This window comes from Pseudacidovorax intermedius (assembly GCF_003350475.1).
Classification (GTDB): domain Bacteria; phylum Pseudomonadota; class Gammaproteobacteria; order Burkholderiales; family Burkholderiaceae_C; genus Xenophilus; species Xenophilus intermedius.
This window is the reverse complement of the sequence record NZ_QQAV01000001.1, coordinates 1,111,998-1,136,456: the sequence shown is the minus strand read 5'-3', so window position 1 is coordinate 1,136,456 and position 24,459 is coordinate 1,111,998. Positions and strand designations below refer to the sequence as shown.

Annotated in this window: 25 protein-coding genes; 17 read left to right on the top strand and 8 right to left on the bottom strand. The window is 71.6% G+C overall.

Annotation, left to right across the window (positions count from 1 at the left end):
- Nucleotides 1–10: 10 nt before the first annotated feature.
- The 4 genes from DFR41_RS04990 (at nucleotide 11) to DFR41_RS04975 (ending at nucleotide 3,405) form a co-directional block, all read left to right on the top strand.
- The gene (locus DFR41_RS04990) at nucleotides 11–982 is read left to right on the top strand and encodes a tripartite tricarboxylate transporter substrate binding protein (RefSeq protein ID WP_114801902.1); all 972 of its coding nucleotides are present in this window, start codon (nucleotides 11–13) and stop codon (nucleotides 980–982) included.
- An 11-nt stretch (nucleotides 983–993) separates the two neighbouring features.
- On the top strand, nucleotides 994–1,395 hold the full coding sequence (locus tag DFR41_RS04985; protein WP_244917650.1) for a PaaI family thioesterase: 402 nt from the start codon (nucleotides 994–996) through the stop codon (nucleotides 1,393–1,395).
- 79 nt (nucleotides 1,396–1,474) lie between these two features.
- Nucleotides 1,475–2,113 carry an MBL fold metallo-hydrolase gene (locus DFR41_RS04980; protein ID WP_114801900.1) on the top strand — a complete coding sequence of 213 codons (639 nt, stop codon included), beginning with the start codon at nucleotides 1,475–1,477 and terminating at the stop codon, nucleotides 2,111–2,113.
- Nucleotides 2,114–2,385: 272 nt separating this feature from the next.
- Entirely contained in the window at nucleotides 2,386–3,405 is a 1,020-nt protein-coding gene (locus DFR41_RS04975; protein WP_114801899.1) for an alpha/beta hydrolase, read from the top strand.
- Nucleotides 3,406–3,490: 85 nt separating this feature from the next.
- On the opposite strand, the gene DFR41_RS04970 is transcribed toward DFR41_RS04975, so the two are convergent.
- On the bottom strand, nucleotides 3,491–4,396 hold the full coding sequence (locus tag DFR41_RS04970; RefSeq protein WP_114801898.1) for a tetratricopeptide repeat protein: 906 nt from the start codon (nucleotides 4,394–4,396) through the stop codon (nucleotides 3,491–3,493).
- An 87-nt stretch (nucleotides 4,397–4,483) separates the two neighbouring features.
- Between DFR41_RS04970 and purE the strand changes: the two genes are divergently transcribed.
- Genes purE through DFR41_RS04955 form a run of 3 tightly spaced genes read left to right on the top strand, consistent with a single transcriptional unit; the run spans nucleotide 4,484 to nucleotide 7,261 of the window.
- Nucleotides 4,484–5,044 carry a 5-(carboxyamino)imidazole ribonucleotide mutase gene (purE, locus tag DFR41_RS04965; RefSeq protein WP_017757929.1) on the top strand — a complete coding sequence of 187 codons (561 nt, stop codon included), beginning with the start codon at nucleotides 4,484–4,486 and terminating at the stop codon, nucleotides 5,042–5,044.
- A complete protein-coding gene (locus DFR41_RS04960) occupies nucleotides 5,041–6,255 on the top strand; it encodes a 5-(carboxyamino)imidazole ribonucleotide synthase (RefSeq protein ID WP_017757928.1) in 1,215 nt (404 codons plus the stop codon). Before purE ends, DFR41_RS04960 begins: the two co-directional genes overlap by 4 nt.
- Before the next feature lie 7 nt (nucleotides 6,256–6,262).
- Nucleotides 6,263–7,261, top strand: a complete 999-nt coding sequence (locus DFR41_RS04955; protein WP_114801897.1) for an L-threonylcarbamoyladenylate synthase — start codon at nucleotides 6,263–6,265, stop codon at nucleotides 7,259–7,261.
- Between the two features lie 14 nt (nucleotides 7,262–7,275).
- Here DFR41_RS04955 and DFR41_RS04950 read toward each other — a convergent pair whose 3' ends face one another.
- The 3 genes from DFR41_RS04950 to DFR41_RS04940 form a co-directional block, all read right to left on the bottom strand.
- Nucleotides 7,276–7,593, bottom strand: coding sequence for a hypothetical protein (locus DFR41_RS04950; RefSeq protein ID WP_017759221.1), 318 nt, complete (start codon nucleotides 7,591–7,593; stop codon nucleotides 7,276–7,278).
- A gap of 88 nt (nucleotides 7,594–7,681) precedes the next feature.
- Nucleotides 7,682–9,031: a D-alanyl-D-alanine carboxypeptidase/D-alanyl-D-alanine endopeptidase gene (dacB, locus tag DFR41_RS04945; RefSeq protein WP_114801896.1), complete on the bottom strand. Its 1,350-nt coding sequence runs from the start codon at nucleotides 9,029–9,031 to the stop codon at nucleotides 7,682–7,684.
- Nucleotides 9,032–9,360: 329 nt separating this feature from the next.
- Nucleotides 9,361–9,957 (bottom strand): NUDIX hydrolase, encoded by a 597-nt coding sequence (locus DFR41_RS04940; RefSeq protein ID WP_114801895.1) that lies wholly within the window; start codon nucleotides 9,955–9,957, stop codon nucleotides 9,361–9,363.
- Between the two features lie 80 nt (nucleotides 9,958–10,037).
- Between DFR41_RS04940 and DFR41_RS04935 the strand changes: the two genes are divergently transcribed.
- From DFR41_RS04935 to pyrF, 6 genes are all read left to right on the top strand, one after another.
- Complete coding sequence (locus DFR41_RS04935) at nucleotides 10,038–10,844, top strand: DeoR/GlpR family DNA-binding transcription regulator (protein ID WP_114801894.1); 807 nt, start codon at nucleotides 10,038–10,040, stop codon at nucleotides 10,842–10,844.
- Between the two features lie 7 nt (nucleotides 10,845–10,851).
- Nucleotides 10,852–11,889, top strand: coding sequence for a DMT family transporter (locus DFR41_RS04930; protein ID WP_114801893.1), 1,038 nt, complete (start codon nucleotides 10,852–10,854; stop codon nucleotides 11,887–11,889).
- Entirely contained in the window at nucleotides 11,882–12,571 is a 690-nt protein-coding gene (tsaB, locus tag DFR41_RS04925) for a tRNA (adenosine(37)-N6)-threonylcarbamoyltransferase complex dimerization subunit type 1 TsaB (RefSeq protein ID WP_114801892.1), read from the top strand. The genes DFR41_RS04930 and tsaB overlap by 8 nt, the downstream gene beginning before the upstream one ends.
- A 61-nt stretch (nucleotides 12,572–12,632) precedes the next feature.
- A complete protein-coding gene (locus tag DFR41_RS04920) occupies nucleotides 12,633–13,172 on the top strand; it encodes a GNAT family N-acetyltransferase (protein WP_017757592.1) in 540 nt (179 codons plus the stop codon).
- Nucleotides 13,173–13,242: 70 nt separating this feature from the next.
- On the top strand, nucleotides 13,243–14,208 hold the full coding sequence (locus tag DFR41_RS04915; protein ID WP_114801891.1) for a uracil-DNA glycosylase family protein: 966 nt from the start codon (nucleotides 13,243–13,245) through the stop codon (nucleotides 14,206–14,208).
- Between the two features lie 34 nt (nucleotides 14,209–14,242).
- Nucleotides 14,243–15,070: an orotidine-5'-phosphate decarboxylase gene (gene pyrF, locus DFR41_RS04910; RefSeq protein WP_114801890.1), complete on the top strand. Its 828-nt coding sequence runs from the start codon at nucleotides 14,243–14,245 to the stop codon at nucleotides 15,068–15,070.
- 94 nt (nucleotides 15,071–15,164) lie between these two features.
- On the opposite strand, the gene DFR41_RS04905 is transcribed toward pyrF, so the two are convergent.
- Both DFR41_RS04905 and DFR41_RS04900 read right to left on the bottom strand, forming a co-directional pair.
- On the bottom strand, nucleotides 15,165–16,697 hold the full coding sequence (locus DFR41_RS04905) for an EAL domain-containing protein (protein ID WP_114801889.1): 1,533 nt from the start codon (nucleotides 16,695–16,697) through the stop codon (nucleotides 15,165–15,167).
- A 135-nt stretch (nucleotides 16,698–16,832) separates the two neighbouring features.
- Nucleotides 16,833–17,645, bottom strand: coding sequence for an IclR family transcriptional regulator (locus DFR41_RS04900; protein ID WP_170159324.1), 813 nt, complete (start codon nucleotides 17,643–17,645; stop codon nucleotides 16,833–16,835).
- Between the two features lie 167 nt (nucleotides 17,646–17,812).
- Between DFR41_RS04900 and hmgA the strand changes: the two genes are divergently transcribed.
- The 3 genes from hmgA (at nucleotide 17,813) to fahA (ending at nucleotide 21,488) form a co-directional block, all read left to right on the top strand.
- Nucleotides 17,813–19,138, top strand: a complete 1,326-nt coding sequence (gene hmgA, locus DFR41_RS04895; RefSeq protein WP_114801887.1) for a homogentisate 1,2-dioxygenase — start codon at nucleotides 17,813–17,815, stop codon at nucleotides 19,136–19,138.
- Nucleotides 19,139–19,239: 101 nt separating this feature from the next.
- Nucleotides 19,240–20,196, top strand: coding sequence for a Bug family tripartite tricarboxylate transporter substrate binding protein (locus DFR41_RS04890; protein WP_425326687.1), 957 nt, complete (start codon nucleotides 19,240–19,242; stop codon nucleotides 20,194–20,196).
- Between the two features lie 20 nt (nucleotides 20,197–20,216).
- Entirely contained in the window at nucleotides 20,217–21,488 is a 1,272-nt protein-coding gene (gene fahA, locus DFR41_RS04885) for a fumarylacetoacetase (RefSeq protein ID WP_017758269.1), read from the top strand.
- Between the two features lie 115 nt (nucleotides 21,489–21,603).
- Here fahA and DFR41_RS04880 read toward each other — a convergent pair whose 3' ends face one another.
- Entirely contained in the window at nucleotides 21,604–22,575 is a 972-nt protein-coding gene (locus DFR41_RS04880) for a Bug family tripartite tricarboxylate transporter substrate binding protein (RefSeq protein WP_244917648.1), read from the bottom strand.
- A 109-nt stretch (nucleotides 22,576–22,684) separates the two neighbouring features.
- Here DFR41_RS04880 and DFR41_RS04875 point away from each other — a divergent pair, with 109 nt between their 5' ends.
- Entirely contained in the window at nucleotides 22,685–23,449 is a 765-nt protein-coding gene (locus tag DFR41_RS04875; protein WP_114801884.1) for an IclR family transcriptional regulator, read from the top strand.
- Between the two features lie 18 nt (nucleotides 23,450–23,467).
- Here DFR41_RS04875 and DFR41_RS04870 read toward each other — a convergent pair whose 3' ends face one another.
- Nucleotides 23,468–24,445 carry a Bug family tripartite tricarboxylate transporter substrate binding protein gene (locus tag DFR41_RS04870; RefSeq protein ID WP_114801883.1) on the bottom strand — a complete coding sequence of 326 codons (978 nt, stop codon included), beginning with the start codon at nucleotides 24,443–24,445 and terminating at the stop codon, nucleotides 23,468–23,470.
- Nucleotides 24,446–24,459: the final 14 nt, after the last annotated feature.

The window sequence follows — 24,459 nt, the reverse complement described above, 5'->3', positions numbered from 1 at the left end:
CGGCGCGCCCATGAACGACGTGCTGCATCGCGGCGCGCGGGCCGCCCTCGGCCTGCTGCTGGCCGCCCTTTCGCTCGGCGCCCCGGCGCAGGAGTTTCCCCAGCGGCCCCTGCAGATGGTGGTGCCCTTCGCGGCCGGGGGCGGGCTGGACCTCAACGCCCGCAACCTCGCCGAGGCACTGGCCGAGCCCCTGGGCCAGCCGGTGGTCGTGAGCAACCGCGAAGGCGCGGCCGGCACCATCGGCCTGAACGCGGTGGCGGCGGCCCGGCCCGACGGCTACACGCTGGCCTTCACGCCGGCGGTGCCGCTGTCGAGCGAACCGCACCGGCTCCGGCTGAACTACGGGCTCGACAGCTTCCGGCCCGTGTGCCAGGTGTTCGACAACATCTTCGCCATCGCGGTGCCGGCGGCCTCGCCCTGGCGCAGCGTGGCCGATCTGCTCGCCGCGGCGCGCCGTGAGCCGGGCGCCATCAGCTACGGCACTTCGGGCACCGGCTCCATCCCGCATCTGGGCACGGCCGACATCGAGGCGGTGGCGCACGTCAGCCTGACGCATGTGCCCTACAAGGGCGATGCGCCGATGCTGCAGGACTTGATGGCCGGGCGCCTGGGCTTCGGCGCCGTGCTGGTCAGTTCCATCACCGGCCAGTTGGGCAGCGGAGCCCTGCGCCTGCTGGCCGTCTATTCCGACCGGCGCCATCCCGCCTTCGCCGAGGTGCCGACGCTCCAGGAAGCGGGCGTGGACGTGGTACAGGCCAGCTTCGGCGGCGTCCTGGCGCCGGCCCGCACGCCGGACGCGGTGGTGCAGCGGCTGGAAAGCGCATGCCGGCAGGCCGTGGCTTCGCCGCGCTACCAGGACTGGGCCCGGCGCGCGAACCAGGTGGTGGACTTCCGCCCCGCCGCCGACTTCGAACGGCACCTGCGCGAGGACAGCCGCCTCAAGGCCGCGACACTGCGCCGGCTGGGGCTCGCCACCCCCTGATGGAGAAACGCATGCTGCCCGGACGCCCCGAACCGCCCATCGCCACCCTGCTCGGTGGCCGCCTGCTCGCACTGGACACCACGGCCGGCACGCTGGCCGCCGAATACGAGGCCACGGCCGCCTTCCTCAACCCCGCGGGCACGGTGCAGGGCGGCATGCTCGCCGCCATGCTGGACGACCTGTGTGCCGCCGTCGTGGACGCCCGCGCGGGCGAAGGCGGCGGCGGCGTGGTCACGCTGACGCTGAACCTGAGCTTCCTCGCGCCGGCCCGGCCCGGCCGCCTGCAGGGCCGCTCGGCCATCGTGGGCGGCGGACGCAGCATTTGCTACGTGGAGGCGGTGCTCGAACAGGCCGGCACCGAGGTGGCGCGGGCCACGGCCTGCTGCCGCGTCATCGGCTCGCGCGCGGGCTGAGACGCAGGCGGGCGGTGCGCCGCCGTCGGGGCATGGCGGTCGCGACAATCGCCGGCTCCGACACACGACCGCCTTCGCCATGCTGCGCTACCAGATCCTTCCCGTCACGCCCTTCCAGCAGAACTGCTCGCTCGTCTGGTGCGATGCGACGAACAAGGCCGCGCTGATCGACCCGGGCGGCGAGATCGACCGGCTCATCGCCGCGGCCGAGTCGCGCGGCCTGGCGCTGGAGCAGCTGTGGCTCACGCATGCCCACATCGACCATGCCGGCGGCACCGGCGAGCTGGCTGAGCGCCTGGGCCTGCCCATCGTGGGACCGCACCCGGGTGACCAGTTCTGGATCGACGGCCTGCCGCAGCAGAGCGCGATGTTCGGCTTTCCGCCCGCGCGCCCCTTCACGCCCACGCGCTGGCTGGCCGATGGCGACACGGCGACGCTGGGCGAGGAGACGCTGACGGTGCGCCACTGCCCGGGCCACACGCCGGGCCATGTGGTCTTCCATTCCGCCAGCGCGCAGCGGGCCTTCGTGGGCGATGTGCTCTTCGCCGGCAGCATCGGGCGCACCGACTTTCCGGGCGGCAGCCATCCGCAGCTGATCGACAGCATCGTGCAGCGGCTGTGGCCCATGGGCGATGAGACGGTGTTCATTCCTGGGCATGGGCCGGAAAGCAGCTTCGGTCGCGAGCGGCGCAGCAATCCGTACGTGCAGGGCACCTGAGGCGCGGCCCGCGGCCTTTTCCAAGGGCTCGTGAGGGTCAGGGCCTCGATCACGAAGGAGGCGGCGGGCGCGTCGCACACCCTCAGGCACGGGACTGCGCGGCCCGTCCGTCACGCCCTGAGGGCAAGACGCCCACCAGCGACGAGAGCCCCCGCCTACGTCGCACGGTCCTGGCCGCGCACGCGGCGTCCGGCCGGGCGCGGCGAAGGTATATGCCAGTCCCGCAGCCACCTGGGCTGCGGCCCTGCCGCTCAACACAAGGAACCCTGCCCATGAGCCACGGCGAGCCCAATCCCATCGTCAATGCCGCTTCCAACGCCATCGCCGCCCTGCGCGCCGATGACGACCAGATCGAACTTGCCAAGGCGCACGAGTCGCTCAACACCAAGGCCATCGAGAAGCTGGAGGTGGCCGAAGCCCGCCAGCAGCCAACCGTCAAGGACGCCGTCATCGCGATGCTGACAAAGCGGGGCCAGTCGACCGATCCCGAAGCGCTGGTGCCCGGCGTGACGATGAAGACCATCACCGTCGACGGCGCCGTCGGTGCGCTGCCGGCCAATGTCTACACGCCGCAGGGCGTTGGGCCTTTTCCGGTGATCCTGTACTTTCATGGTGGCGGCTGGGTGATCGCCGACAAGGATGTCTACGACGCGGGCGCCCGTGGCCTGGCCAAGGCGGCCAATGCCATCGTGGTGTCGGTGGACTACCGCCAGGCGCCCGAGCACCGCTTTCCCGCCGCATGGGACGACGCGCTGGCGGCCTACCGTTGGTTGAGTCAGAACGCGGCCTCGCTGGGCGGCGACCCGGTGCGCATGGCCCTGGCCGGCGAGAGCGCCGGTGGCAACCTGGCCGTGGCCACGGCCATTGCCGTGCGTGACGCCGGCCTGCCGGCCCCGCGGCACGTACTGTCGGTCTACCCCGTTGCGCAGACCAGCCTCAACACCGAGTCCTACCTCGAGAACGCCATCGCCAAGCCGCTGAACCGCGCCATGGTGAAGTGGTTCGTGGACCACCTCGTCAATTCGGAAGAGGACCTGAAGGACACGCGCCTGTCGTTGATCGACGCCGACCTGGCCGGCCTGCCGCCGGTGACGATCGTCAATGCACGACTGGACCCGCTGCGCAGCGATGGCGCCAAGCTGGAATCCGCCCTGCGCGATGCGGGCGTGCCGGTCGAACGCCGCGACTACGAGGGCGTGGCGCACGAGTTCTTCGGCGCCGCAGCCGTGCTGCAGAAGGCCCGCGATGCGATGGCCTACGCGGGCGACCGCCTGCGCACCGCGCTGGGCTGAGCCGTCCCCTGCCCGCCGCAGCGCGGACAAAGAAAAAGCGCCTCGTCATCGAGGCGCTTTTTTCATGGAGTCGCAGCGGAAGCGCTCAGCTCAGGATCACGCTCGACAGCCGGCGGCGGTACGTCGCCACCACTGGATCGTCCGGCGGAATCTGGCCTTCGGCCACCTTGGGCTTGGGCGGCTCGATCACGTCGAGGATGGCGATGTAGGTCTTGCGCGCCAGCTCTTCGTTCCAGCTGCGGTCGCGCATGAGGATCTCGAGCAGTTCGTCCATCGCCTCGGTCCACTGCTGCTGCGCCACCAGCGCCTGGGCGCGGGCGTAGCGGGCATCGAAGTCGCGGCGGTTGGCGGCGATGCGGGCGTCCAGCGCGGCGATGTCCGCGCCTTCGGCGGCGTCCAGCGCGTCCATCCAGCGCTGCAGCGAGTCGAAGCGGCGCACCAGCGAGCGGCGGTCGATCACCGGTGCGAAGGCCACCTTGGCGTCGTCCGTGCGGCCCATCTGCAGCAGCAGCTTGACGTAGTCGAAGCGCGCGTCGTCGTTGGACGGGTCGGTGGCCACGGCATGCTGCAGCTTTTCGAGCGCGCCGTCGGTGTCGCCTTCGGCCAGGGCCTCCTGCGCGGCCTCTTCCTCCTGCTGCGCGGCCAGCTCGTCGGCACCGGGCACGTGCTTGTCCAGGAACTCGCGAATCTTGTCGGCCGGCAGGGCGCCGACGAAGCCGTCCACCGGCTGGCCGCCCGAGAACATCACGCAGAAGGGAATGCTGCGCACGCCGAACATCTGGGACAGCTGGCTGGAGATCTGCGGCACCTTGTCGGCGTCGAGCTTGGCCAGGATGAAGCGGCCGCCGTATTCGACCTCCAGCTTCTCCAGCACCGGGCCCAGTTGCTTGCAGGGGCCGCACCATTCGGCCCAGATGTCCAGCAGCACCGGCGTGGCGAGCGAGGCTTCGACCAGTTCGGTCTGGAAGTTGTCGAGGGTGATGTCGATCATGGGTGAGGCTGCGTCGTTGGGGGATGGCCGGGCGCCCGGCCGATTCAGATTCCCGTTCCAGCTGGGGCCGAAACGTAAAATTGAAAGATGAGTGAAACCATCCAGGTCGGCGTGGTCATGGGCTCGAACTCCGACTGGGAGACGATGCGCCATGCGGCCGAGATTCTCCAGCAATTCGGCATCGCCCACGAAACACGCGTCGTCTCGGCGCACCGCATGCCGGACGCCCTGTTCGCCTATGCCGAAAAGGCCGCCTCCCGCGGCCTGACGGCCATCATCGCGGGCGCCGGCGGCGCCGCCCACCTGCCCGGCATGCTGGCCGCCAAGACCACGGTGCCCGTGCTCGGTGTGCCGGTGGCCAGCCGCCACCTGCAGGGCGTGGATTCGCTCTACAGCATCGTGCAGATGCCCAAGGGCATCCCGGTCGGCACCTTCGCCATCGGCACGGCGGGGGCGGCCAATGCGGCCCTGTTCGCGGTGGCCATGCTGGCGGTCAACGACCCGGCACTGCGCCAGAAGCTCGACGACTTTCGTTCCGCCCAGACCCGCGTCGCCGAGGCCATGACGCTGCCACCGCCCGCCGAGGGCACACCGGCCGCCGCAGCGGCGGCGCCCGTGTTCTCGCCCCAGGGCGGAGGCGCGCTGTGAGCCCCAAGGTCACGGCTCCGGGCCGCAAGACCCTGCCCCTGCTGCCCGGCAGCACGCTGGGCGTGATGGGCGGCGGCCAACTGGGCCGCATGTTCGTGCACGCGGCCCAGGCCACGGGCTACTTCACCGCGGTGCTCGACCCCGATCCGGATAGCCCCGCCGGCCGCATCAGCCACCACCACCTGCACGCGGATTACCTGGACAGCGACGCCCTGGGCCGCCTCTCGCGCCTGGCCGATGCCGTCACCACCGAGTTCGAGAACGTCCCGGCCCAGGCCCTGGCCACGCTGGCCGGCGATGTGCCGGTGGCGCCCGCGGCCGATGCCGTGGCCATCGCGCAGGACCGCATCCGCGAGAAGGCGCATTTCGTGCGCTGCAGCGCCGCCAGCGGCATTGGCTGTGCGCCGTATGCGGTGATCGAGAACGCCGACCACCTGGCCGCCGTCTCGGCCGACCTGCTACCCGGCATCCTCAAGACCGCGCGCATGGGCTACGACGGCAAGGGCCAGCAGGGCGTGCAGACCCTGGCCGAACTCGCTGCGGCGTGGGAGGCCACCGGCCGCGTGCCCTGCGTGCTCGAAAAGCGCCTGCCGCTGGCGCTGGAATGCTCGGTGATCGTGGCCCGCGGCCATGATGGCCAGGCGGTGCACTTTCCGCCCCAGCGCAACCTGCACCGCGGCGGCATCCTGGCCGTGACCGAGGTGCATGACCAGGCCCTGCCGCCCGCCGTCGCGGCCCGCGGCGTCGAGGCCGCACGCGCCATCGCCGAAGGCATCGGCTACGTCGGCGTGCTGTGCGTCGAGTTCTTCATGCTGGAAGACGGCAGCCTCGTCGCCAACGAGATGGCGCCGCGCCCGCACAACAGCGGCCACTACACCATGGACGCCTGCGACATCTCGCAGTTCGACCTGCAGGTGCGCACCCTGGCCGGCCTGCCGCTGGTGACGCCGCGCCAGCACAGCCCGGCCATCATGCTCAACCTGCTGGGCGACCTGTGGTTCGCCGAAGGCAGCGACCAGCAGCGCGACCCGGCCTGGGCCCAGGTGCTGGCCCTGCCCGGCACCCACCTGCACCTCTACGGCAAGACCGAGGCGCGGCGCGGGCGCAAGATGGGACACCTGAACATCACCGGCGCCGACGTTGCCGGCGTGCGCGCCGCCGCCGCCCAGGCTGCGGCCCTGCTCGGCCTGCCCGAGAGCACCGCCTGCTGAGCCCGCGATGATCCTCGACGGCCAGGACAGCCACGCCATCGAACGCGCCGCCCTCGCGCTGCGGGCGGGCGAGCTGGTGGCCTTTCCCACCGAGACGGTCTACGGCCTGGGGGCCGACGCGGCCAACGACGACGCCACGCGCGGCATCTTCCGCGCCAAGGGCCGACCCTCGGACCATCCGCTGATCGTGCACCTGCCCGACAAGCTGCGACAGGCCGAGTCGCTGTCGCGCTTCGCGCAGCCGCTGCCGGCCTTCGGGCGCGCGCTGGCCGATGCCTTCTGGCCCGGCCCGCTGACGCTCATCGCCACTCGCCAGCCCGGCGTGGGCGCGGCCGCCGCGGGCGGGCAGGACACCATCGGCCTGCGCTGCCCCGACCACCCGGTGGCGCAAGCGCTGCTGCATGCATGCGCCCGCCACGGCGTGCCCGGGTTGGCCGGCCCCAGCGCCAACCGCTTCGGCCGCGTGAGCCCGACCACCGCCGCGCACGTCGCCGGCGAATTCGGTGACGACCTGCTGATCGTGGATGGCGGCCCCTGCACCGTGGGCATCGAGTCGACCATCGTCGACTGCAGCCGCGGCGCGCCGGTGCTGCTGCGCCCGGGCGTCATCACCCGCGCGCAGATCGAGCGCGTGGCCGGCGAGCGCCTGCGCAGCCAAGCCGAGCTGGCCCAGCCCGACCCGCGCGCCTCGGGCACGCTGGAGTCGCACTACGCGCCGGCGGCCAAGGTGCGGCTGATGGACGGTCGCATGCTGCAGTCCGCGCTGGACGTGCTGGGCGCGCAGGCGGCGCACATCGCCGTGTGGTCGCGCACCCCGCTCAAGAGCCGCTCGCAGCGCCTGATCCTGCGCCGCATGCCCGACGACGCGGCCGAGGCGGCGCGGCAACTGTTCGCGCTGCTGCGGCAGTTCGACGACGAGGGCGCCAAGCTGATCTGGATCGAGACGCCGCCCGATGGCCCGGAGTGGGAAGGTGTGCGGGATCGGTTGATGCGCGCCGCTGCGTGACTTTGCGCGAAAGCCTAGGACGCGCGGCGGGCTTGCGACGGGCCACGCGCGCTTGACCGCCAGTACGCACTTGGGTCATTGAACAATTGCAGGTTTTCGGGGGTCACGAACGGCACAAGTTCCTGGATGTTGCCGCCATATCGGTGATACAGCGCCAAGAACTCCAGAAGGCTTGGCCTGGAAAGGCCACGTGATCGCAGCCGTATGTGCAACTCCTTTCCGCAGCCCCTGACCGACAGGACACCTGGGATCGACTGCAGCCACGTGAAGAACGCGCTTTCATCGCGCGGCGAGCCATAGAACATCGGCGCGCACCAGATCAGCGTGGCCATCCTCTCCTCCTTTGCGGTTGGTATCTGATGGCTGCACGGAACAATGCAGTGCCCTCATCGCTCTGCGACGGCCATGTCGCTCTTGACCCTAGTTTGACCTCGCCACCCACTCCACCAGCGCATCGAACGCCGGCCTCGCCGCCCCAGCCACCGGATCATTGGCAATCGCGACGACCACCCATCTGCGCCCCCCGGCGCCATCCACATAGCCAGCAATCGCCGCCACATCGCGCAGGCTGCCGGTCTTGAGGTGCGCCGACGTGGTCGCCGGCCGATTGCGCAGCGTGCCGTCCACGCCCATCACGGGCAGTGAGGCGATCAGCTCCGGCATGACCGGCGAGCGCCAGGCGACCTGCAGCATGCGCGCCAGGCCAGCCGCGGTGAGCCGGTCCTCGCGCGAGAGGCCGGCGCCGTTGACCATCACCGGCGCCGGCTCGTTGCCGCCCACGCGCGACGTCCACCATTGCCGCACGGCGGCGCGCGCGACGTCGAAGCTGCCGCGCTGGCGTTGCGTCAGGCCCAGCGTCAGGAAGAGCTGCTGGGTCATCACGTTGTTGCTGTACTTGTTGATGTCGCGCACCACCTGGCCCAGGGGCGGCGAGGCGGCCTCGAACAGCAGGCGCGCGCCCGTCGGCACGGTACCCAGGCGCAGCTGGCCGTCGATCTGACCGCCCATCTGCTGCCACAGGCCGCCGATGGCGCGCAGGCCGAAGCGCTGCGGATCGGGCCAGGCCACGGGCCAGCTGCGCGCGCCGCAGGCGGCCGGCAGCGCGCCGGCAAAGCGCGGTTGCGTATGGTCGGTGAAGTCGGCCTGCAGGGCTGTGCGCCAGTCGCCGCATTCGCCGGCAACCAGCGGCACGCGCGTCGGAAAGCTGACGCCCGCGAGCGGCGGCTCGGCGCTCACCAGCGCGAAGCGGCCGCCGGCCTCGGGCGTGAAGTCCAGCGTGACCGAGCGGAAGTTGACGAGGAAGGCATCGGGCGAGGCGTTGTAAGGCCGCAGCGGCTCGCCGTCGAAGGCGGCCGGGTCGCTCTCGACGGCGGCGTCGAAGGCGCTGCGGTCGACCACCACGTCGCCGGCGATGCGGCGGATGCCCAGAGCCTGCACGCGGCGCAGCAGCAGCCAGAGCCGCTCGACCACCATCGTGGGGTCGCCCTGGCCGCGCAGGTACAGGTTGCCCTGCAGGGTGCCGTCGACCACGGCGCCGTCGGCGTACACCGGCGTGCTCCAGGTGTAGGCGGGGCCCAGCAGGTCGAGCGCGGCATAGGTGGTGACCAGCTTCATCACCGAAGCCGGGTTGACCAGCTCCTGCGCCCGCCAGGCCAGGCGCGGGGGCTGTCGGCCCTCGGCGTCGGCCACGAAGAAGGTGACGGCATCGCGCGGCACCTTGGCGCGGGCCAGGGCGGCTTCGACGGAGGGCGGCAGCGCCGTGGACGGCATGGCAGCGCCGGCAGGGACCGCTGGCGAGGGCTGCGCCAGTGCCGGCGCTCCCGCGACTGTGGCGGCCAGCGCCGCGGCGCGCAGCAAGGTGAGAAGCGGGAGGCGGGAAAGGCAGGGAGAGAAGCGGCGCACAGGCATGCGCCGGGATTATCCGGAGCGATGCATGCCCCAGCAGGCCGCGGCACGCTGGTCAGCGCCCCGGCACGGCGGCGGCAGCGCCCTCGCCCTTGAGCGTGCCCCGGCGCGGGCGCTCCGCGGGGAATGGCGGGATGCGACGCGGGCCATCGTCACGCGCGCACCCTGCCCCATTCGCCTGGAACGTGCCCGGCTCAGCCGCCGCGCGGCCCGAACAGGTGCAACTGCGCGTGGTACAGCAGCAGGATCGTCTTCGCATCGGCGATGCGGCCGTCCGCCGTCATGGCGAGCGCTTCGTCGAAAGGCAGCTCCAGCACCTCGATGTCTTCGCCCTCCTCGGCCAGACCGCCGCCGTCGCCGATGCGCATGGCGGCGTCGTAGGGTGCGACGAAGAAATGCAGCTTCTCGGTGACTGAGCCGGGGCTCATGAAGGCCTCGAACAACTTGCGCACCTCGCCCAGGCGGTAGCCCAGTTCCTCCTCGGCCTCGGCGCGGATGCGGGCCTCGGGCGCGGCATCGTCCAGCAGGCCCGCCGCGGCCTCGATGAGCAGGCCGTCGTGGCCGTTGACGAAGGCCGGATAACGGAACTGCCGCACCAGCAGCACGGTGCGCCGCGCCAGGTCGTAGGCCAGCAGGACGGCGCCATTGCCGCGGTCGTAGGTCTCGCGCTGCTGGGTCTGCCAACGCCCGTCCCGGCGCTGCCAGTCGAAGCGCGTGGTCTTGAGCGTGTACCAGTTGTCGGAGAGCAGGGTGACGTCGCGCACCCGGACGCGTTCGCTGGTGGAAGTCATGGCGGCGGATGCTAGGCGCACACTCGTGCAATATCAAGAAATTTCGTGCAACTTCATGCGGCCCTGGCTACCATCGCGCCATGCTCACCCGCCAGCGCCACCAGCTCATCCTCGACGCCCTCCGCCGCGACGGCCAGGTGGTGGCCAAGGCGTTCGGCGAATCGCTGGGCCTGTCGGAAGACACCATCCGCCGCGACCTGCGGGAGCTCGCAGCGCAGGGCAAGCTCCAGCGGGTGCACGGCGGCGCGCTGCCGATGGCGGCCGCCGAGGTCGACTTCGCCGGCCGCGAGCGCCTGGCCCCGCAGGAGAAGGTGGCCATCGGTCGCGCCGCGGCCGCCATGGTGCGGCCCGGGCAGGTGGTGTTCGTCGACGGCGGCACCACGGCCGTGCAACTGGCGCGTCACCTGCCCGCCGCGCTGCGGGCCACGGTGGTCACGCACAGCCCGTCGGTGGCGGTGGCGCTCGTGGAACACCCCGGCGTGGAGGTGGTACTGATCGGCGGCCGGCTGTTCAAGCATTCGGTGGTGGCGGTGGGCGCCGCAGCCACCGAGGCCATCGCCCGCATCCATGCCGACACCTGCTTCCTGGGCGTGACCGGCGTGCATGCGCAGGCGGGCCTGACCACCGCCGACATGGAGGAAGCCGCCATCAAGCGCGCGCTGATGGCCGCCTCGGCCGAGACGGTCGTGATGGCGTCCTCCGAGAAGCTCGGTGCCGCCTCGCCCTATGTGATCGCGCCGCTGGCCGAGGCCGGCACGGTGCTGGTGGCGCCCCAGGCATCCGAGGCGGCGGTGGCCGCCCTGCGCGCGGCTGGCGCGGCGGTGACCGTGGCCGGTCGGCCCCCGCAAGCCCCCGGCGCCGACGACCGCGGCGAGGCCCCTCGATAATCGCCCGATGCCTGCTGCCGACCGACCGCTCCTGCGCCTGTCTCCCCGGGCGGTGGGTGTCGGCTCGGCCGTCATCACCGTGCTGGTGTGGACGGGCTTCATCGTCATCTCCCGCGCCACCGCCGGCCGCTCGCTGGGGCCGCTGGACATCGGTCTGGCCCGCATCCTGGGCGCCAGCGTGGTGCTCGCGCCCTGGGGCGCCTGGCTGGTGGCGCAGGCCCGGCGGGCGGGCGACACCCGGGCCGGGTCGCTGTTCGGCCTGTCGCCCCTCTCGCTGCGGCTCAGCGCGCTGGCCGGCATCTTCGGCGCGGTGCTCTATGCGGGCCTGGCGTATTCGGGCTTCTTCTTCGCGCCGGCCGGCCATGCCGCGGTGCTGATGCCTGGCAGCCTGCCGCTGTGGACGGCGCTGCTGGCGGCGGTGGTGCTGCGCGACCGCATCACGCCGCTGCGGGCCGCCGGACTGGGCCTGATCGTCGCAGGCGACCTGATGGTGGGTGGGCGCAGCCTGCTGCAGGCCTTCGGCGGCGCGGACGCGGGCGGCGCGGCCGATGTGTGGAAGGGCGACCTGCTCTTCATGTCCGCCGCCTTCTGCTGGGCCTGCTACGGCGTCATCGTGCGCCGCCACGCGCTGGACGCGGTGCGCGCCACCATCGCCATCACCATGTTCGCGCTGCTGACCTATGTGCCGCTGTATGCCCTGCTGGTCTGGGCGGGCGTCGTGCACAGCAAGCTGCCCAGCGCCCCCTGGGGCGCCATCGCTTTCCAGATGGCCTTCCAGGGCATCGGCTCGGTGGTGATCTCGGGCATCACCTTCACGAAGATGATCGGCTACTTCGGCCCCGTGCGGACCACCATGATCACGGCGCTGGTGCCGGGCCTGTCGGCGCTGTCGGCGGTCTTCTTCCTGGGCGAGCCGCTGCATCCGGGCCTGCTGGCCGGCCTGGCGCTGGTGACCACCGGCATCCTGCTGGGCGTGCAGCGCAAGGCGCCGGCCGCAGCGGCCGCGGTGCCGGCCTGCGCCACGACGAAGGGTTGCAATGCCTGAACTCCTCGCCTTCGATTGCAGCACCGACACGCTGTCGGTGGCCGTGCAGCACGGCGACCGCGTGATCGCCCGCACACAGGCCGGCGGCGCGCAGGCCTCGGCCGCGCTGATCCCGCTGATCCACGAACTGCTGGCCGAAGCCGGGCTGACGCTGGGCGCATTGCAGGCCATCGTCTTCGGCCGTGGCCCCGGCGCCTTCACCGGCCTGCGCACCGCCTGTGCGGTGGCACAGGGCCTGGGCTATGGGGCGGACATTCCGGTGCTGCCCATCGACACGCTGCAGGCCGTGGCCGAAGAGGCCCGCCATGCCACCGGCGCGGCGCAGGTGCTGGCGGTGCTCGATGCGCGCATGGACGAGGTCTATGCCGCCGCCTGCGACACCGCCGCCGGCCACTGCGAGGCGCCGCGTCTCATGGCCCCCGAGCAGGTGCAGGTACCGCCCGGCTTCCTGCTCGCCGGCAACGCCGTCGCGGCCTATGGCGAGCGCCTGCCCGCCGATGCACCGCGCCATGCCTGCCTGCCCACCGCCACGGCGCTGCTGCGCCTGGCCCCGGCGATGCTCGCCGCCGGCCGCGCCGTGCCCGCCGCCGAGGCCCAGCCGCTGTACGTGCGCGACAAGGTGGCCCAGACCACGGCCGAGCGCGAGGCGATCAAGAGCGCCGCAGGCGCGACGCAGGCATGAGCAGCGCCCGTCACTGCCCGGCCAGCGCCGCGCCCCGGCCTTTCACGCGGAGTCCTCGTCCGTGAGCGCACTGCCCCAACTGCCCGAAGCGCGGCTGGAGCCCATGCGCGTCACCCACCTCGACGCGCTGCTGCCCATCGAGCAGCAGGCCTACACCCATCCTTGGACGCGCGGCAACTTCATCGACTCGATGCATGCCGGCTACCACTGCATGTGCCTGGTCGGGCCCGCGACGCCCGAGGCGCCCGGCTTCGGCGCCGACGCTGCCGGCCGGCGCGCACCGCCCGACACGCTGATCGGCTACTTCGTCGCCATGAAGGGCGTGGACGAGGTGCACCTGCTCAACATCACCGTGGCCCCCGCCTTCCAGCACCAGGGCTGGGCGGCGCTGATGCTGACGGCGCTGGGCGTGTGGTCGCGCGCGCAAGGGGCCGGCTGGCTGTGGCTGGAGGTGCGGGTGAGCAACACGCGCGCCCAGCAGGTGTACGAGCGCCACGGCTTCCGCCGCGTGGGCCAGCGCAAGGGCTACTACCCGGCCGCGCCCGGCCGTCGTGAGGACGCGATCGTGATGAGCCTGCGGCTGGAGGGCACGGCCCCGTGACGCCGTCCTCCGCCCCCATTCAACAGGGCGCGCCGCACGCACGCGCGTTCGCACGCCCAGGAAGCCCGAGATGAGCCTGATGCTCGATGCGCGCCAGCGCGCCATGCTGGAGGAGATGGGCGTCAAGGTCTGGTGGCCGACGCAGACGGCGGAGGTGGCGGCACCGGTCGCTGCGGCTGAGACAGCCCAGGCCACCGCACCCACTGCGCTTGGCGGCGAGCACATTGGCGAGCCCGCGGTCGCCCGCACGGCCCGCCCGCCGATGGATCGCCCGGGCGCCGACACGCCCCACGCGGCGCTTTCGGACGACGGCCCGCCAGCATGGATCGACGACGTGCCGCCGGAGGACATGCCGCCTTCCGCGGCAGCGCCACCAGCCGTGCGCCAGGAGGCGCCGGCTTCCTCCACGCCCGGTCGCCGTCCGGCGGCCGAGGCGCCCTCCTCCGCCACGGCGTCCCCGCCCCCACGAACCGGCGCACCCTCCGCACGGACCGGAACCGCCGCCGTGCGCATCGAGCCGGCCCAACGCCTGTACCTGCCGGCCGGCGCCGGCGGCGACGCGCCCGCACCGGGCGGCTGGCTGGTGCTGGTCGACATGCCGCCCGGCCCCGATGGCCGCCATGGGGCCGCCTTCGCTGGCGACGCCGGCCGGCTGCTCGACCAGATGCTGCGCGCCCTGCGACTGCACACCGGCTCAGCGCCCGTGCACCTGCAGCGGGTGCACCGGCCCGCACCCGGCGTGCCCGAGGGCGAGGACGACGAAGCCTTCGAGGCCGGCTTCGGCCATGCCTGCCGAGAACTCGCGCCGCGCATGGTGCTGGCACTGGGCCCGCTGGCGGCGCAGCAGCTGCTCGGCGCCCAGCCGCTGGGCCGGCTGCGCGCCCAGGTCGGCCGCTGCGCCGACGGCCGCACGGCCGTGGTCGCCAGCTATGCGCCGGCCTACCTGCTGCGCACGCCAGCCGACAAGGCGCGCGCCTGGGCCGACCTGTGCCTGGCCGCCGCCGAGTTCGAGCGCATCGCCGCCGCGGGCAGCTGAGACGCCGGAGGGGCGCCTCCTAGAATCGCGCCCCATGTCTTTCCTCGATCAGCTGCAGGCCGCGCAGCGCCAGAACCGCTCCATGCTGTGCGTGGGGCTGGACCCGGAGCCCTCCCGCTTTCCCGACGGCATGAAGGGCGATGCCACCCGCATCTACGACTTTTGCGCCGCCATCGTCGAGGCCGCGGCCGATCTGGTGATCGCCTTCAAGCCGCAGATCGCCTACTTTGCCGCGCACCGCGCCGAGGACCAGCTGGAGCGCCTGATGGCCCACATGCGGGCCGTGGCGCCGCAGGTGCCGGTCATCCTGGACGCCAAGCGCGGCGACATCGGCTCCACCGCCGAGCAGTATGCGGCCGAGGCCTTCGAGCGCTACGGCGCCGACGCGGTGACGCTGTCGCCCTTCATGGGCTTCGATTCCGTCTCGCCTTACCTGCGCTACCCGCACAAGGGCGCCTTCCTGCTGTGCCGCACCAGCAACCCGGGCGGCGACGACCTGCAGAGCCAGCGCCTGGCCGACGTGCCGGGCCAGCCGCTGCTGTACGAGCATGTGGCCTCGCTGGCGCAGGGGCCGTGGAACCTCAATGGCCAGCTCGGCCTGGTGGTGGGCGCGACTTATCCGCAGGAGATCCGCCGAGTGCGCGAACTGGCGCCGACGGTGCCGCTGCTGATCCCCGGCGTGGGCGCCCAGGGCGGCGATGCGGTGGCCACCGTGCGCGCCGGCTGGCGCGAGGACGCGCCGATCATCGTGAACTCGTCCCGCGCCATCTGCTACGCCAGCAGCGGCGCCGACTTCGCCGCGGCCGCCCGCCGCGAGGCCGAGCGCACGCGAGACGTGCTGGAAGCGGCGAAGCAGGGTTGAGGTTGGGGCGTGCCCCCCTCTCCCCAGCCCCTCTCCCGCGAGGGGAGAGGGGCCTTGAAGTCATCGCCGCCGTCCCGCGAAGCGGCGGGAGGTGTCAGCTGAACAGCAGCGACGCTTCCACCGGCTTGCTGAACAGCCAGCCCTGCGCCAGCGCGTCGGGCGCCAGGGTGTGGAAGTAGGCGGCCTGCTGCTCTTCCTCGATGCCTTCGACCACCATGGTCAGGCCCAGCACCTCGGCCATCACCACGATCTGCGGCGCGATGGTGTCCTGGTCGCTCTGGTCGTGCAGCGCCTGCATGAAGGTGCGGTTGATCTTGATCGCGTCCACCCGCAGCCGCGACAGGTACGACAGGCTCGAATAGTCGGTGCCGAAGTCGTCGATGTAGACCTTGTGCCCCGCCTCGCGCACGCGGGCGATGGCGCGGCTGAGTTCGCGGCTGTTGGCGGTGGTGCGCTCCGTCAGCTCCAGCCCGATGCTGCAGGCCTGCAGCCGCGCCGCCTGCAGCCGCGCCGACAGGAAGGGCAGGAAGCCGCTGTCCATCAGGTCGTCGGCCGAGACGTTGACCGTGACCTGGAAGTCCGGCCGCCGGCGCAGGCCGTCGCCCAGGTCCTCCAGCACGCGGCTGATCACGAAGCGCGTGACCTGCCCGATCATGCCGTTGCGCTCGGCCTCGCTGATGAAGGCGTCGGGGCTCACCGGCTTGCCGGTGGCATCGGTCCAGCGCAGCAGGGCTTCGGCACCCACGCGTCGACGGTCGGACAGGCGCACGATGGGCTGGTAGACCACACGCAGCTCGCCACTGCGCATGGCCAGCAGCAGCTGGCGGCTGAGCGAGCGCGAGCGTCCCAGGAAGGCGCTGAACGCAAAGCCGCCGCTCAGGCCCAGCAGGAGGCCGAAGGCCCCCATCTCGATCATCACCGGCGAGCCCCACACGCCCTGCGGCACCCGCAGCGTGGCCACGATGCAGCCGGTGTAGGCCTGCAGGCAGCGCACCTGGTAGCGCTGGCCGTTGAAGGTGAGCGTGGGTTCGGTGCCGGAGACGCGCTCCAGCCCCTGCAGCGCGGGCGTGTTGGTGAACAGCAGCCGTCCCACGTCGCCGTCCTTGGCCACCAGGGCGAAGTCCAGCCGCGGGTCGGCCAGGTCGATGAAGGTGCGCGCATGGATGGAGACCATGGCGTTGCCTTCGCGGATGACCATCGAGCGGCTGCCGGGCGCGCCCAGCTCGGGCACGTTGAAGGAGATGCGCCGGCCGCCGTCGCCGGCCAGGTCCACCCGCGGGGGCTGCGCCGGCGGGTCCACGCGGCCGATGATCGAGGTGCAGACCACCTGCCCGTTCTCCAGCCGGGAAGCGGCCTTGAGGAAGCGGCTGTTGAGCACCAGGGCCCGCAGGCGCGCGACTTCCTGGGGGCCGCATTCGGCCGGCTCGGCATGGATGGCGTCGATGGTCTCGACCGCCTCGCCGGTGATCCGGCGCGCCAGGTTGACGTAGCTGTCGGCCAGTTCGCCGGCCTGCTCGGCCCGGTCGCGCTGCACGGACCAGGCGCCGAAGGCCAGGCACAGCACCACGGCCAGCACCGCCCCTCCGGACATGCAGAGAACATGGCGCGTCAGGGGCTTTCTGAACATGGGCGCGGGCTAGGGGGACGGCCGCAGGACCGTCATCTGGAGAAAAGCGCGAGTATCGCCGCGGCCAGGGCCTCTCTGCGCGACGGGCCACCGCCTTTATGGGGGGCGCCGTTGCAGCGATGCCGCAGCAGGGCGTCAGCCGGGCCGTCGGGCGCCCAGGCGCGCCGAGATGTCGGCCGCCGCCTCGCGCAGCACCGCCGCCAGGCGGCCGTCCCAGCGCGTGTCGAAGACGGCGGAGGCGCCGATGGCCGTGAGCGCGATGACGATGCGCCCGCCCGCATCGAAGACCGGCGAGGCCATGGCGCTGATGCCGGGCAGCACCTCGCCCTCGGAGCGCGACAGGCCGCGCGCACGCACCTCGCGCAGCTGGGCCTCGAAGGCGTTCCAGTCGGGCAGCGGCGCCGGCGCGGGCATGCCGGCCTCGCCCGGCTGCGCGCGGGCCCGCTCGGCCTCCAGCGCGGCGCGCACGACCGCTTCGTCCAGGTAGGCGCCGAAGAGCCGGCCCGAGGCCGTGCCCGTGAGCGAGAACACGGTGCCATGGCGCATCGCCACATGCACCGCCGCGGGCGACTCGGCCGTGCGCACGATGGTGGCGCCGCGCTCGCCCCACACGGCCAGCGCCAGCGTGTGGCCGGTGCGCCGGGCCAGCGTCTCGATCACCGGCGTGGCCAGTTGCACGGGGTTGGTCTGCGCCATGGCGATCAGCCCCAGTTGCAGCGCCAGCGGGCCGAGCTGGTAATGGCCCGTGGCGCCGTCCTGCTCGATCAGGCCCAGCCGGCCGAAGCTCACCACATAGGGATGCGCCTTGGCCGGCGTCATGCCGGCCTCCTGCGCCAGCGCCTTCAGCGGCATGGGCCGGCCGGTGTGCACCAGGGCCTGCAGCAGGGTGCCGCCCACCTCGATGCTCTGGATGCCACGCTGTGCGCCGCGTTCGCCGTCTTCCGCCATCACCCGCCCGAATTCGTTGATTTGTAAATCGTTAGACATTACCAGATGCGCGGCCTACACTCGCCGCCAGTTCGGCATAGTCGAACTCATTTCATTAAAACTAATTGGAGCCAATCCGGATCGCATGGCCCTGCGGCCTCGGTCCGTCCACCTTTGCGAGGATTCCCATGACCGCCTCCGACCCCTCTTCCTCCCTGCGCTACCAGAGCGGCTTCGGCAACGAATACGCCACCGAGGCAGTGGCCGGCGCGTTGCCGCAGGGCCGCAACAGCCCGCAGCGCGCGCCGCTGCAGCTGTACCCGGAACTGATCTCCGGCACCGCCTTCACCGCACCGCGCCACCAGAACCGCCGCAGCTGGCTGTACCGTCGCCAGCCCAGCGTGGTGGCCGGCCGCTACCAGGCCTGGGCCCAGCCGCTGTGGACCACCGGCGGCGACCGGGCCGCCGCCCTGGCCCCCGAGCCGCTGCGCTGGCACCCGATCCCCTTCGAGGCCGGCGTGGAGGCCGACTTCGTCGAAGGCATGCGCACCCTGGCCGCCAACGGCGACGCCGACGCGCAGACGGGCGTGGCCGCCCACGTGTACCTGGCCACGAAGTCGATGGACCGCCGCGCCTTCGTCAATGCCGACGGCGAGCTGCTGGTGGTGCCCCAGCAGGGCCGCCTGCGCATCACCACCGAGCTGGGCGTGCTGGACGTGAAGCCGGGCGAGATCGCCCTGCTGCCGCGCGGCCTGGCCTTCAAGGTGGCGCTGCCCGACACCGAGGCCGGCGCCGGCCCCTCGCGCGGCTACGTGTGCGAGAACTACGGCGCGCAGTTCCGCCTGCCAGAGCTGGGCCCCATCGGCTCCAACGGCCTCGCGAATCCACGCGACTTCATGGCGCCCGTGGCGGCCTACGAGGACACCGCTGGCCCCTACGAACTCATCAAGAAGTTCGGCGGCCGCTTCTGGCGCGCGCCGGCCAGCAACACGCCCTTCAACGTGGTGGCCTGGCACGGCAACCTGGCGCCGGTGAAGTACGACACCGTCAACTTCATGACCATCGGCTCGATCAGCTTCGACCATCCCGATCCGTCCATCTTCACGGTGCTCACCTCGCCCAGCGACACGCCGGGCACGGCCAACTGCGACTTCGTGATCTTTCCGCCGCGCTGGCTGGTGATGGAAGACACCTTCCGTCCGCCCTGGTACCACCGCAACCTGATGAGCGAGTTCATGGGCCTGGTCTACGGCGAGTACGACGCCAAGCCGGGCGGCTTCAAGCCCGGCGGTGCCAGCCTGCACAACGCCATGGTGCCGCACGGGCCGGATGAAGAAGCCTTCGAGAAGGCCTCCAGCGCCAACCTGCAGCCGCAGAAGCTGGACAACACGCTGGCCTTCATGTTCGAGAGCCGCTACCGTTTCGTGCCCACCGCCTTCGCGATGGAGACCGCCCCGCTGGACCACGACTACGCCGATTGCTGGGCCGGCCTGAAGGACCAATTCAAAGCATGAACAAGCTCCCCCCCGTTTCTTGCTCACTTCGTGTAGCCGAATCCCCCCTCAAGGGGGCGCCGCCAGCGGCCCGGCGAAGCCGGTTCCGCGGCGTCTCCAGCATTGGAGCCGCATGCGTACTGGGCATCGGCGTGGTGCTTGGCGGTCAGGCTCAGGCGGCCGAATTCCCATCCAAGCCGATCCGCTTCATCGTGCCCTACACCGCCGGCGGCACCACCGACCTGGTGGCGCGCACCGTCGGTCAGCGCGTGGCCGAGAGGCTGGGCCAGCCGGTGGTCATCGACAACCGCGGCGGCGCGGGCGGCAACATCGGCATGGACGTGGTGGCCAAGGCCCCGGCCGACGGCTACACCATCGGCTTCGGCGCCATCTCCACCAACGCGCTGAATCCGCACATCTACAAGTCGGTGCCTTTCGACCCGCGCAAAGACTTCACCGCCATCGGCCTGCTGGGCACCTCGACCATCGTGCTCGAAGTGCCGGCCAGCTCGCCCATCAAGTCGGTGCCCGAGCTGATCGCCGCCGCGAAGAAGACGCCCGGCCTGCCCTATGCCACGGCGGGCGCCGGCACGTCGATGAACCTGGCCGGCGTGCTGTTCGCGCAGATGACGGGCACGCAGCTCACGCACGTGGCCTACAAGGGCAGCGGCCCGGCCATCACCGACCTGCTGGGCGGCACGGTGGGCGTGATGTTCGACAACCTGCCGGCCTCGCTGCCGCACATCCAGGCCGGCAAGCTGCGCGCGCTGGCGGTGGCCGGGCCGACGCGCTCGCCTTCGCTGCCCGACGTGCCGACCATCGCCGAGACCGGCCTGAAGGGCTATGCGCTGGAGCCCTGGTTCGGCGTCTACGGCCCGGCCCACCTGCCGCCGGCCATCGTCAAGACGCTCAACCAGGCCTTCGCCGAAGCCCTGGCCGAGCCCGCGGTGCGCGACAAGCTGCTGCAGGCCGGCTTCACGCCGCGTGCCAGCACGGCCGAGGAGCTGGCCGCGCTCACGCAGTCCGAATACCAACGCCTCGGCGAGGTGGCCCGCAAGGCGGGCATGACCGCCGACTGAACCCACTGCACTGCTCTTCCATGACCCTTCTCGACAAGACCCACAACCCAAACCTGCGCAGCTGGGTGGAATCCGCCAACGTGGCGGGCTGCGACTTCCCGATCCAGAACCTGCCCTTCGGCCGCTTCCGCCGCGCCGGCAGCAGCGACACGAGCCTGCGCATCGGCGTCGCCATCGGCGACCAGGTGCTAGACCTGCGCGCCGCCGGCCTGGTGGACCATGACGACATGAATGCGCTGATGGCCGCGGCGCCCGCCGAGCGCGTGGCGCTGCGTCAGCGCCTGTCCGACGGCCTGGCCCAGGGCAGCACGCAGCAGGCCGCCTGGGCCGCGGCGCTGGTGCCGCAGTCGGCCTGCGAACTCGCGGTGCCCTGCAAGGTGGGCGACTACACCGACTTCTACACGAGCGTGCACCACGCCACCAACATCGGCCGCCAGTTCCGCCCGGACAACCCGCTGCTGCCCAACTACAAGTGGGTGCCCATCGGCTACCACGGCCGCGCCAGCTCGATCATTCCGAGCGGCACCGCCTTCAGGCGCCCGCGCGGCCAGACCAAGGCGCCCGACGCCGCCGAACCCAGCTTCGGCCCCTGCAAGCGCCTGGACTACGAGCTGGAGCTCGCCTGGTTCATCGGCCAGGGCAATGCACTCGGCGAGCCCGTGGCCATCGACCAGGCCGAGGACCACCTGTTCGGCGTGGCCCTGTTCAACGACTGGTCGGCGCGCGACATCCAGGCCTGGGAATACCAGCCGCTGGGGCCTTTCCTGTCGAAGAACTTCGGCTCCACCGTCTCGCCCTGGATCGTGACGATGGAGGCCCTGGCGCCCTTCCGCGCACCCTTCAGCCGGCCCGAGGGCGACCCGCAGCCGCTGCCCTACCTGGACGGTGCCGGCAACCGCGCGCACGGCCACATCGACATGCAGCTGGAGGTGCTGATCCAGACCGCCAAGATGCGCGCCGACGGCCAGGCGCCCACGCGCCTCTCGCTCGGCAAGCTCAAGGAAGCGGCCTACTGGACGCCGGCACAACTGGTGGCCCACCACACGGTCAACGGCTGCAACCTGCAGCCCGGCGACCTGATGGGCTCGGGCACGCTGTCGGGCCCGTCGCTGGACACCGCCGGCTCTCTGGCCGAGATGAGCGTGGGCGGCAAGCAGCCGATCACCTTGCCCAACGGCGAGCAGCGCACCTTCCTGCAGGACGGCGACACGCTGATCCTGCGCGGCTGGTGCGAGCGCGAAGGCGCGGTGCGCATCGGGCTGGGCGAGGCCAGCGGCACCGTGCTGGCCTGAAGGCGGGCGATCCCGCGAGCGGCCTGCGTGCCGCTCACCCAAAGAGAAGGCCCTGCCCGCATTGCCGCGGCAGGGCCTTCTTCTTTGCTGTCGCCGTCCGCGCGCGGACCGGACCTCAATCCACCTTCGCGCCCGAATCCTTCACCAGCTTGCCCCAGCGCGGGATGTCGTCGCGGATCAGCTTGCCGAAGTCGGCGGCGCTGCTGCCCTGCACGTCGGCGCCCTGGCCCGACAGCTTCTGCTTGAGTGCGGTGTCCTGCAGCGCCTTGTTGATGTCGGTGTTGAGCTTGGCCACGATGTCCTTGGGCAGGCCGGCCGGGCCCGCAATGCCGAACCAGGTGATGGCCTCGAAGCCCTTGTAGCCGGACTCGGCCACGGTGGGCACCTGCGGCAGGTCCGCCGCGCGCTGCAGCGAGGTCAGCGCCAGCGGACGCATCTTGCCGGACTTGATGTGGGCCAGCAGCGTGGGCACCGACGACACGTACAGCTGCACCTGCCCGCCGATGACGTCGGTGACGCCCTGGGCCGCCCCTTTGTAGGGGATGTGCGTGAGCTTGATGTCCGCCGCCTTCTGCAGGGACTCCATCGCCAGGTGAGCCACGGTGCCATTGCCCGACGAGGCGAAGTTGATGCTGTCCGGCTTGGCCTTCGCGGCCTTCACCAGCTCGTCCAGCGTCTTGTAGGGCGTTGCGTTGCCGGCCACGATCACCAGCGGCGAGGTCGCCACCAGGCTGATCGGCGTCAGGTCCTTCACCGGGTCGTAGGGCAGCTTGCTGTAGAGCGTCGGGTTGATCGCCAGGTTGCTGGTCTGGCCCAGCACCAGCGTGTAGCCATCGGGTGCGGCCTTGGCGGCGGCGTCCACGCCCAGGTTGCCGCCGGAGCCCGGCTTGTTGTCCACCACGAAGTTGTAGCCGTAGCTGGTGAGCTTGTTGGTCAGCTCGCGGGCAATGATGTCGGTGCCGCCGCCGGCCGGAAAGGGCACGATCAGACGGATGGGGCGCGACGGCCAGGTATCGGCCTGGGCCACGGTGGCGGCGAGGAGGGATGCGGCGGCGAACGCCAGCGCGGCGCGGCGGGATGTCTTCACGGGTCTGTCTCCGACTGTGTATTGAACGCAAGGATTGCGTCCGGACCGCACTCTAGGTGTGGGTTTCAATCCATACAATGTCGTTTCGTTCAGCGAACCGAGGTCCGACATGCGCAACGAATCCACCCCAACAGAAGCGACCGAAGCCCGTGGCGATGGGGGCGTGATCGCCGTCACGCGCGCCCTGTCGCTGATGGAGGCCTTCGAGGTGGGCGAATCGGCCCTCACCCTGGCCGAGCTGAGCCGCCGCAGCGGCATGCACAAGACCACCGTGCTGCGGCTGGCCCGCACGCTGGCGCAGTCCCACTACATGGTGCAGACCGACGCCGGGCAATGGCGGCTGGGGCCGGCGGCCGGCTGGCTGGGCGCGCGCTACCAGGCCGGCTTCGACGTCAACAACGTGGTCGAGCCGGCGCTGCACGAGCTGGTCAAGCTCACGGGCGAAAGCGCGTCCTTCTACGTGCGCGAGGGCGACATCAGGGCCTGCGTGGCGCGAGTGGAGGGGCCGCAGTCGGTGCGGCACCACGTGCGCATCGGCGCGCGGCTGCCGCTGGACCTGGGCGCGCCGGGGCGGGTGATCCTGGCCTTCAGCGGCGCACAGGGCGAGCCCTACGAGACGATCCGCACCTGCGGCTTCCATCTGTCGCTGGGCGAACGCGAGCCCGATGTGTCGAGCGTGGCCGCGCCGGTGTTCCGCACCGGCTGGCACCTGCTGGGCTCGATGTGCATCTCGGGCCCCAGCTCGCGGCTCACGAAGGATCGGCTGGAGAAGTACGCGCTCAGCGTGGTGGCGGCGGCCAACCAGCTGTCGTATGCGCTCGCGGGCGGGCGCTCGCCAGCCACGCCGCCTGTCGTGTCGCGCTGGCATCCCTGAGGGGCCGCGCAGCCCTGCTCAGTTCAGCTGGATGCCCGCTTCGCGGATCACCTTGTCCCAGGTGGCGGTTTCGCGGCGCGTGCGCTCGCCCAGTTCCCTGGCCGAGCTGATCGACAGGTCGACGCCCTGGGCCAGCAGCCGCTCGTCGAAGGCCTTGTCGGCGGCAAGGCTGGAGAGTGCGGCACTCAGGCGAACCACCACCGCCGCGGGCAGCCCCGCGGGGCCGTAGAGGCCGTACCAGGTCGTGTATTCGAAGTTGGGGACACCGGCATCCTTGATGACCGGAATGCCCTTGTAGGCGGGCGAGGCAGAAGGGGCCGTGACGCCGATCACGCGAATCGCGCCCTTGTCGATCAGGCCCTTCATCGACGGCAGGCTGCTGAACATGGCCTGGACCTCGCCGCCGGCCAGGTCGGTCATGGCCTGCGAGCTTCCCTTGTAGGGGACATGCCGCGCATCGATGCCCGCGGCGCGCTCGAACAGCTCGGTGCCCAGGTGCGCCAGGCCACCGACGCCGGCCGACGCGAAGTTGACCTGGCCGGGATGGGCCTTGGCATAGGCGACAAACTCCTTGACCGTGTGCACCGGCAGCTTGCTCGACACGACCAGCACATGGGGACTGGTGGTCACCATGGCCACGGGCGACAGCTGCTGGAGCACGTCCACGCGGTTCTTCGTCAGCAGGGGCTGGATCACCACGTTGCCGGAAGCGGCGAAGAGCAGCGTGTAGCCATCGGCCGGCGCGCGCGACACCGTGCCCAGCGCGGGCACGCCCGCGCCGCCACCCTGGTTTTCCACCACCAGCGTCTGGCCCAGCTCCTTGCCCAGCGACTGCGCCATCTCCCGCGCCACCACGTCCGCCGGGCCGCCGGCCGCGAAGGGCACGATGACGCGGATGGGCTTGCTGGGATAGGCCTCCTGGGCCATGGCACCGGGGGCTCCGGCGGAGATGCCCACCCAGAGGGCTGCGGCGAGGAATGGTCGTGGAATGCGCATGAAGTTGTCTCCTG